Consider the following 7,929-nt stretch of genomic DNA (forward strand, 5'->3'; position numbering starts at 1 on the left):
AAATCAATCAGTACATCAGTATAAATCAGTAATCAGTATTATGCAAAATAAGCCAAAATACCCCGTTCGAGTATCAGTTTCTGAAGCAGCCAGACTATTCGGGGTAGATCAACATACAATCAGAAGAGCTATAAAACGTCAGGAATTACGTTATATTGTGGTACAATCAAGATACAAGGTTAACTTCGAAAGTCTTGTAGAATGGTCACAAAACCGCATAACTGTCAAGAATAAAATGGAACAACGCGGTATCGGTCAATATGTGGACAAGTGGAAAATTCGGACAAAAAAGTTCAGCCCAGACTCAGATTTGGTGAATTCAAATCCAAAAGATCAAACCCCAAAGGAAATCTAAAATCCAAAAATGAGCCAGAAAATCTCATTTAAACAAAAGTAATTCACCTTAATAGCACAAAAACAAGTACCAAAATGGTGCTGTTTTTTAATTGATTTTATCCCGCAGTCTGGTATAATATAATGGAATTCAACTAACTATTTCCCAAAATAAAATATGAAAAATAACACCTTCACAAAAAAATACGTAGACTTCCTTAAAAAACTGAAAAAAGGGAAACTAAAACTTGGTCAAACGATCAAAAGAATTAAACACAAAGAAAGCTCCCAAGAAATTGAAAATATTAGAAATGATATTAATAGTATTTAAATTGTAAATATGCCAAAGTTTGAACAACAACAATCACAACCAGAAAAGGCAAAAGAAGGCCAATTCATTTCTTTTCCAAAGACAAGGGAAGAACTTATAGCTCAAATTAAAAAAACAACATCAGACTCTCTCGCCAACGCGGAAACACTAATAAGCCAAATGGGGTTGCAACAAAACCCTGAAGCAATTCAAGCATTGAACGAATTCAGATCAACCACTGAGCAAGCTGCAACAGAAACTGGGATTGAAAATCCTTCTCAAAACCCAGAGAGGCAAAAAATTCTGGACGAAGCTCAAAAACTGGTCCAAGAAAGCGAACAACTCAGAGATCGGCCCGTAATGGTAAAATATGATACAGATGTCGAGTTCGAAAATGACGGCAGTTCTGCTAGAGAAAAACTCCAGGAACTCATTGACTCAGGACAAATATCCGCTAAAAAGGTGGTAGAAATGACTCAAGAAGCTACAACAGGTATCCAGGCAGGCCATGCAGAAAAGGCCTCCAAAGAAACCGAACAACTTGAAGAAATGAAAACTGCACTCGAGAAACATAATTTAAAAGTTGGAACTGAATTTCACGTAACCAAAGGAGCCTCCCTTGACCATGGCAAATATTCTGTTTCCTCTATCAATATAGCAACTGGAAACGTATCTATTGATAAATTAGACAAATGGGGAGACACAGAGGTCAGTTACTCTTTCAATCCCGAAGAAGCTGCTAGTTTTGTTGACTTAATGAACAGAACAGAAGAAGGGCAAGAAAAACCGAAACCAGTAGCAAAAAAAACAATTTCGACAGAAACCAGCCCAACACAACCAGAAGAATCTCCTAGCTTGAGAAATGAACTGCTCTCAGCAAATAGGCTTGCTGATATTTTTCGTGCAGTAGAAAAAAGTGGCGGAATACAAAGAGGGGAAGTTACCATGTCTCCAGAATCGATAATAAATTTGTCCCTGATGTTTTCCCGAGGAGATCTTCCAGCAGAAAAAGTCCCGGAAGAAGATGGGCTTCGGGAAGCACTAGTAAAACTAAAAGCAAAACAAACAAAAGACAAAGCTATTAAAAAAGCAGAATCCAATGTCACAAACAAAGCCCCAGAGTCTGAGGTAAATGTGGCTAGCGAAATTCAAAGAGTCACTTCTTTCGACGCACTACTAACTTCAGTAGAAAAACAAGGCCTTGAAATACAAGGCTCCCAACAAAAATTCACACCAGAAGCACTGACCGATATAATTAAAAAATCCGTAGCCGAGAATGGCCTGTATCTATGGCAACCAGCAGTGACGGCCTGAGGAGAAAACTGGAGGAATTACTTATTACAGACCTTGACGAAACCGGGCTAACAAAATCACTCAGAGATGTTGAATACAAATTAGATACTCAATCTTATTACACAGGGACCAGCGTTTCACCTGAAAAGAACACGAGAAGAAATAGGTTGCTTGAGTGGGAAAATAGACTAAAAACAGACTTAACAAGAATTAAAAAACGACTTGGAAAATAGGCTATCCATTATATTATGCACCAAAACATAGAAATAAAAGCAAAATCCAGCAATCAGGAAGAGATTAGAGTAATACTAAAATCGAAGAGTGCTGATTTCAAAGGTATTGATCATCAGATTGATACCTATTTTAAAATAAATGTTGGGAGATTGAAATTAAGAGAAGGAAAAATTGAAAATTATCTGATCCATTATCAAAGAGAAGACAAAGCAGGCCCAAAGCAATCTAATGTAATTTTATTTAAATCTGAGCCAAAATCAACACTAAAAAAACTTCTAACAACTGCATTAGGAGTTTTAGTGGTTGTGGATAAAAAAAGAGAAATATATTTTATTGATAATGTAAAATTTCATATCGATACAGTAACTGACTTAGGTGAATTTATTGAGATTGAAGCAATTGATAGTGACGGTAGTATTGGTAGCGACAAACTGCTAGAACAATGCAAACACTACCTTGATTTATTTAACATCCCTAAAGATAATTTAATTTCAGGTTCGTATAGTGATTTATTATTACAAAAATAACTATGAAAACTTTAACTTCAGCAGACGCAAAGAAACTTGCGCTTAAAATACTCACTGAAATCAACCCCCTCGACCAAAGGGAGTTTTTGGTGGTTCATTCAGAAAAAGTTGGGCAAGTTGCAAAATTAATTGCCCAGAAATTAAATATTAGAAGTGAAGTATTTGAAATCGCTGGCTGGGTACACGATATTGGCTATTCAAAAAATTCTGGCACTCATGCAAATTTTGCAATTCCAATATTGAAAGAATTAGGTTATGAAGTTGATGAAATACTTAAAGACTGCATTTTGAACCACGGCAACGAAGGCAAACCAAAAACTGCTGAGGGCAAAATATTTCAATTAGCTGACAAATTCAGTATTTTTGATTTAGATGTAATTAAAATCATACTTAAACATGGAACCTTTCCACTAAAAGCCGAAGATATTGCTTTTCTAAAAATGATGACGGATAAATCGTTTGAATTATTGAAACAATTTTCCGACTAACCAAAACTCTTTTCTAAAAAACTATATGAAAATAATTATTGGTACCAAAAACCAAGCCAAAACCCAAGCGATTAAAGATGTTTTTGAGCAAGTTTTTTCGAATTTAGAAATTACCAACGAAAAATTTTCTTCCGACGTTTCGGAACAACCGCTCTCAGAGGAGGAAGGAATAAAGGGAGCACTCAACAGAGCGACACATGCGAAGTATAAATATCCTACTGCTGATTATTGTATTGGAATGGAGGGTTATGTTAATACCAACAATTATGGTATGTTTTTGGCTGGAGCTGTAGTAATTATCAACAATGAAGGAAAAGCCGGAATTGGCTTAAGTGCCAAAATGATTCTTCCAGCTTTTATTCAAGAAAAAATTAACGAGGGACAAGAACTTGGTCCATTAATAAAATCGCTATTGAACGATACTGAAGGAAAAATTAGACATTATGACGGGACAAACGGAATTTTATCAAAAGGCTTATACAACAGAGTTGATGAATTCAAAGACGCTACTAAATGCGCTTTGGCGTGCTTTCAATCACCTGAATTTTATAATGAAAACATAAATTAACGATATGGACAATTGCATATTCTGTGAAATCATTACCAAGAAAAAACCCGCTAAAATCATTTACGAAAATAGAGATGTACTTTGTTTTTTACCAAAAAAAATTGAAGTTCATGGTCATACACTTATAGTTCCAAAAAAACATTTTCAAGATTTGTATGACATTCCAGCAAAAATTCTTTGTGAATTAACAAAAGCTACAAAATTCCTAACCATTGAATACCAAAAATCCATAAAGGCAACTGGAATAAACTTAATGCATGCAAGCGGTAAAGATGCACAACAATCAATATTTCATTTTCATTTCCACTTACTTCCAAGATTTCAGAATGATAGTTTGGACACATGGCCAAAATTTAAAAAAATAAAAGTAGATAATGACGAACTGTGGCAAAAACTATTTCCTGGGGTAAACTAAAGGATAAACTTTAAATAAGCACACAATTAACAACTAAAATCTATGGAACCAAAAGAACCTACAACTGAACAAAACCAAGGTCTTACCTTTAACTCTCTTAAACAAGAAATGTTGGACATGGAAGGATCAACTATGGATCCTGAGAATTTTGCCAAATATTTAGTCTGGTCACTGGCCAGATCTGGTGCGAGCAAAGAGCAAATATTAAGTGCGGCTACAGAATTCAATTCTGAATTCCCACATTTTCAACTTGAAACAGTAGAAGAACCTGTCAGTAGCACAGATGGTGTTAATGGAGGTGTTGACGGCCCATATTTTAAATTCAAAAAAGAAGTTGCTCAATAAATCACTAAATATAACTTTTCAATTTAAATAGAACTATCATGAATAGCGCAAAGCCCGAACAATTTATGCCATCGCAAGCAGAATCCAAGAAAGCCGAAAGCATATTAACAGAAGAACAACGAAAAGCCTCTAAAATTCGAGAAAAATATCATGAGCAATATCAACCACCTTGGGAAGATTTTGCTGAAAGCAATATAGATAAAGTCTCTAAAAAACGCAAACCACCAACGCCAGAGCAGATCAGAGACATGAATCAAAGAATTGTCGAACTTGGTGAAGCATTTGAAGGTTCAGATTTAAATTGGCATTTAGACGGTGCTTTGAATATTTCTTTTTTAAACGGTGCTGGGAATAATCCCGATAATTATATTGGCAACCACAAAGATGTCGATATATCAGTTGAACAAAGCGAACTCGCTGAACTTGAAGCTCAACTATTAGCAAAAGGTTACGGCTTCTTTTTATCTAGAACTGACGGTAAAACAGGCAATAAAGTGCTTAGACGCGTAGACCATGAAAATTTTCACGATTCTGACACCGAACATATGCTTATTGCCGCCATAGATAAAAACGGCAAAGTTCGCAACGACAAAGCACTAAATTTCGTTGATGTTCATATTATTGAAAGAAATGAAGAAGGTGAACCATTAGGAAAAGCCGGCGTCACTATTCCAGAAAAATGGGCCAGACCACAACCATTAAAAATTCATGATCAAAAAATTAACTTATCCCATCCAGGAAAAGTTTTGTATTACAAGCTACATGAGGGCAGGGACTATGACATCACTGATATTCAAAGATTAATAGAAACAGGTGAAATAACAGAAGAAGACGTTGATGACGTGGGAGAAATTTATGAAAATGAATTTAAAAATAACCTCGAACGTGGACAGAAAGTTTTCAGAAACGTAGCCGATAAAATCAAACCAAAAATGTCTGCAAACGATATTTACAAGGTTATAAGTGAGCAACCTGAATTTCAAAAAGGCACTGACCTAGAAAAAGGCCTACAACAACTCGCTCAAAAAATTTCCGAATCAGAAGATAAATCCACAGAGGGGATACTCCGAATTGCTATAACAATGTTTCAAGTTGAAAGTAAAAACAAAGAGAAACGTAACGAAATATACAAAATCAGACAACAAGTGAAAGCTACCAATGAGTTGAAACAGTTACAAGCTGAAGTAAAAAAATATAAAAAACACCCCGCAGATTAAATAATCCTTTTATAACCAATAAAAACTATGACGAAAAAATTTGAAGATGGCCCAGCGGGGTCAGAAAGCCCGAAAGAATACTCCGCTCAAGCTTTACAAAAAATTCATCAACTTACCATTAAGGTACGCAATTTAATTACTTGGGATCTAGGTTCTATGTGTACAGACACGGAAGAAATTCAAATAGTCAAGGACTCAAAAAATGCAATGGATGAAATCGAAAATATATTTAAAGTTCCCAAACAACGATATTTATATAATGAGAAAAAGAACACAGAAAAACCACCCAGTAAAAGCCTGCTATTGTCTAATGAAGCTTTTGCAAAAGTACAAGAAAATTTAACTAAAATCCATAATATTATTGGTTGGGACATTGAGTCGATTTGCCATGACGAAACAGATCTTAGTGTAGTGAAAAGTGCCCGACAAGCATTTGAAGAACTAAAAGAATTATTAAAATAAATTATATAAAAAAAGGGCGTCAACTCATTGAGTCAACGCCCTGTGAAATTAAGTTCTAAGCAACCTCGAATTCGAAAACATCTTTGTCTCCGATTTCCTCGTTAGCCCAGACTTCCCACCACACATCATGGACGAGGTTAATCTGAGTATCAGTCAACTCCTGAGAACAAACCGCAATATAGCCGGTTGCTCCATCATCCGCTGTGATGTGGGTGAAGTACGGACAGTTCGTGCCGTCAAACACGTCCCGAATGGCCTTTGTAAGTATCGGACCAAGCGGTTCATCAGGCTCATAAAACGGAACCGAAATCCGATCTACATCATACTCTGTTGAAATGAAACGAAACTTCATCTTCATGATCAACTCCTTTGATCTATTTTTTTCAAGGTGAATTGATTAACAGTTGTCACTCCTTGGGAATGAACTTAGTAAGAATCATCACCTCGACGTCAAACTTGAGCTTGCGAAGCTCCTCGATGATGTCCTCGATATGATCATTCGGGGTGGAGACCAACCGCAGATACGGCTGGTGGACATTGCGATGATCCGTGACCTCAGACAAAACCACGGTCAATACGTACTCATCACGATACGACTTGTTCTCGAACAGTTTGGCAATCATAGCCGAAACGCCAGCAGCCTGCACTTCCTGAAAACCATACATCTCGATGTTAGGCATCTTAACCTCCAGTTTGTATTAATTACTATGTCTAACTACTTATCCTGATCTACTGTTGGAGAACTCTGACGCACCCAGCAAAACCGAGTGCCTCGCGAGCCAAAGCAGGCCTTCATTGGTCGACCCATTTCATCCCGCGGAACATCTTCTTGATTCCCCCCGAAAATGATAATCAATCCGACAACCAGAATAAAAAGAACGCCACCAATTACAGGTTCCATGAAACACCTCCATTGTTTCTTTATTATGACAACTTTCTCATCTGCAAATATCGTCGAACTCCAGCAACTGAAGTAAACAGAAAAAAATATGTCTGCATTGTCAGTGCGCCCCAGGCATGGGCAATAGCAGTTTCAACTCCTACTGCAACCTGTCCGCCAACCATGGAAAGGGTAAAGACAATGAACTCTCGGTCTGACAATTTTCCGCCTCGCCAAGAGAACCAAGCCCAGCCAATCATTTGAATCGCGATACAAATATATAGAAAAATCATTTCGGCCCCCATTTTCATTCAAATCTAAAGAACAATTTATTATAGAAAAAATTCCTGCTTTTGTCAAGAGTTACGTAATAGCTCAACACCTTTGCAATATTAATGAGTTAAATTTTACTTACTTAGCCACCTGGGGTTGAAAACCCTAGGCTATTATATTCTAAACCCCCATAAATGGGGCTAAGTCTCTTCAGGCTACTTTAGTAGCCTTTACAAAACCTAGCCTGGCCCTTTCAGGACCAGGTGGCTAAATACAATAATTATGAACATTTACATCCTAGAATTAATTACATTTAACTCCACGACAAGTGTTGCCAAGCTCTTGACCTTATTTCGTCATTATTAATTATAATGTACTAAAATTAAACAATAAATGCTTTCAATTCAACAAATCTCCCTTCCAATCACGCATAGTGAAAATGAACTGCAAAACAAAATTGCAGTGATTTTAGATTTAAAAGTTTCAGAGATTAAAGCATTCACTATAACTAAGCGAGCCATAGATTCAAGAAAGAAATACCAGATGATATATTTCGTGTATTCAGTCGCAGTTGAAGTTGACGA

General features: G+C 36.4%; 16 protein-coding genes. 12 read left to right on the forward strand and 4 right to left on the reverse strand.

The window, feature by feature from the left end:
- The first annotated feature begins 40 nt into the window (after positions 1 to 40).
- The 11 genes from HN643_02770 to HN643_02820 all read left to right on the forward strand — a co-directional run bounded on the left by HN643_02770 (position 41) and on the right by HN643_02820 (position 6,192).
- Entirely contained in the window at positions 41 to 355 is a 315-nt protein-coding gene (locus HN643_02770) for a helix-turn-helix domain-containing protein (GenBank protein ID MBT7500567.1), read from the forward strand.
- 156 nt (positions 356 to 511) lie between these two features.
- Positions 512 to 664: a hypothetical protein gene (locus HN643_02775; protein ID MBT7500568.1), complete on the forward strand. Its 153-nt coding sequence runs from the start codon at positions 512 to 514 to the stop codon at positions 662 to 664.
- A 9-nt stretch (positions 665 to 673) separates the two neighbouring features.
- A complete protein-coding gene (locus tag HN643_02780; GenBank protein MBT7500569.1) occupies positions 674 to 1,957 on the forward strand; it encodes a hypothetical protein in 1,284 nt (427 codons plus the stop codon).
- Positions 1,933 to 2,169: a hypothetical protein gene (locus tag HN643_02785; protein ID MBT7500570.1), complete on the forward strand. Its 237-nt coding sequence runs from the start codon at positions 1,933 to 1,935 to the stop codon at positions 2,167 to 2,169. The genes HN643_02780 and HN643_02785 overlap by 25 nt, the downstream gene beginning before the upstream one ends.
- Positions 2,170 to 2,184: 15 nt before the next feature.
- Entirely contained in the window at positions 2,185 to 2,697 is a 513-nt protein-coding gene (locus tag HN643_02790) for a class IV adenylate cyclase (GenBank protein ID MBT7500571.1), read from the forward strand.
- 2 nt (positions 2,698 to 2,699) lie between these two features.
- Positions 2,700 to 3,185: an HD domain-containing protein gene (locus HN643_02795; GenBank protein MBT7500572.1), complete on the forward strand. Its 486-nt coding sequence runs from the start codon at positions 2,700 to 2,702 to the stop codon at positions 3,183 to 3,185.
- Between the two features lie 25 nt (positions 3,186 to 3,210).
- The gene (locus HN643_02800; protein MBT7500573.1) at positions 3,211 to 3,753 is read left to right on the forward strand and encodes a DUF84 family protein; all 543 of its coding nucleotides are present in this window, start codon (positions 3,211 to 3,213) and stop codon (positions 3,751 to 3,753) included.
- A 4-nt stretch (positions 3,754 to 3,757) separates the two neighbouring features.
- Complete coding sequence (locus tag HN643_02805) at positions 3,758 to 4,168, forward strand: HIT domain-containing protein (GenBank protein ID MBT7500574.1); 411 nt, start codon at positions 3,758 to 3,760, stop codon at positions 4,166 to 4,168.
- Between the two features lie 42 nt (positions 4,169 to 4,210).
- On the forward strand, positions 4,211 to 4,513 hold the full coding sequence (locus HN643_02810) for a hypothetical protein (protein MBT7500575.1): 303 nt from the start codon (positions 4,211 to 4,213) through the stop codon (positions 4,511 to 4,513).
- 38 nt (positions 4,514 to 4,551) lie between these two features.
- Entirely contained in the window at positions 4,552 to 5,730 is a 1,179-nt protein-coding gene (locus HN643_02815) for a hypothetical protein (GenBank protein MBT7500576.1), read from the forward strand.
- Between the two features lie 27 nt (positions 5,731 to 5,757).
- Positions 5,758 to 6,192: a hypothetical protein gene (locus HN643_02820; protein ID MBT7500577.1), complete on the forward strand. Its 435-nt coding sequence runs from the start codon at positions 5,758 to 5,760 to the stop codon at positions 6,190 to 6,192.
- A gap of 55 nt (positions 6,193 to 6,247) precedes the next feature.
- Here the strand turns inward: HN643_02820 and HN643_02825 are convergent, their stop codons facing one another.
- Genes HN643_02825 through HN643_02840 form a run of 4 tightly spaced genes read right to left on the reverse strand, consistent with a single transcriptional unit; the run spans position 6,248 to position 7,383 of the window.
- Positions 6,248 to 6,550 (reverse strand): hypothetical protein, encoded by a 303-nt coding sequence (locus HN643_02825; GenBank protein ID MBT7500578.1) that lies wholly within the window; start codon positions 6,548 to 6,550, stop codon positions 6,248 to 6,250.
- A 49-nt stretch (positions 6,551 to 6,599) separates the two neighbouring features.
- The gene (locus HN643_02830) at positions 6,600 to 6,872 is read right to left on the reverse strand and encodes a hypothetical protein (protein ID MBT7500579.1); all 273 of its coding nucleotides are present in this window, start codon (positions 6,870 to 6,872) and stop codon (positions 6,600 to 6,602) included.
- Between the two features lie 35 nt (positions 6,873 to 6,907).
- Entirely contained in the window at positions 6,908 to 7,093 is a 186-nt protein-coding gene (locus HN643_02835) for a hypothetical protein (GenBank protein ID MBT7500580.1), read from the reverse strand.
- A 23-nt stretch (positions 7,094 to 7,116) separates the two neighbouring features.
- Positions 7,117 to 7,383, reverse strand: a complete 267-nt coding sequence (locus tag HN643_02840) for a hypothetical protein (protein ID MBT7500581.1) — start codon at positions 7,381 to 7,383, stop codon at positions 7,117 to 7,119.
- Between the two features lie 355 nt (positions 7,384 to 7,738).
- On the opposite strand from HN643_02840, the gene HN643_02845 reads away from it, so the two are divergent.
- On the forward strand, positions 7,739 to 7,929 hold a 191-nt coding region (locus HN643_02845), incomplete at its 3' end, for an FAD-dependent oxidoreductase (protein ID MBT7500582.1).

Source organism: Candidatus Falkowbacteria bacterium (assembly GCA_018674305.1).
GTDB lineage: Bacteria > Patescibacteriota > Patescibacteriia > UBA11705 > JABHMO01 > JABMRF01.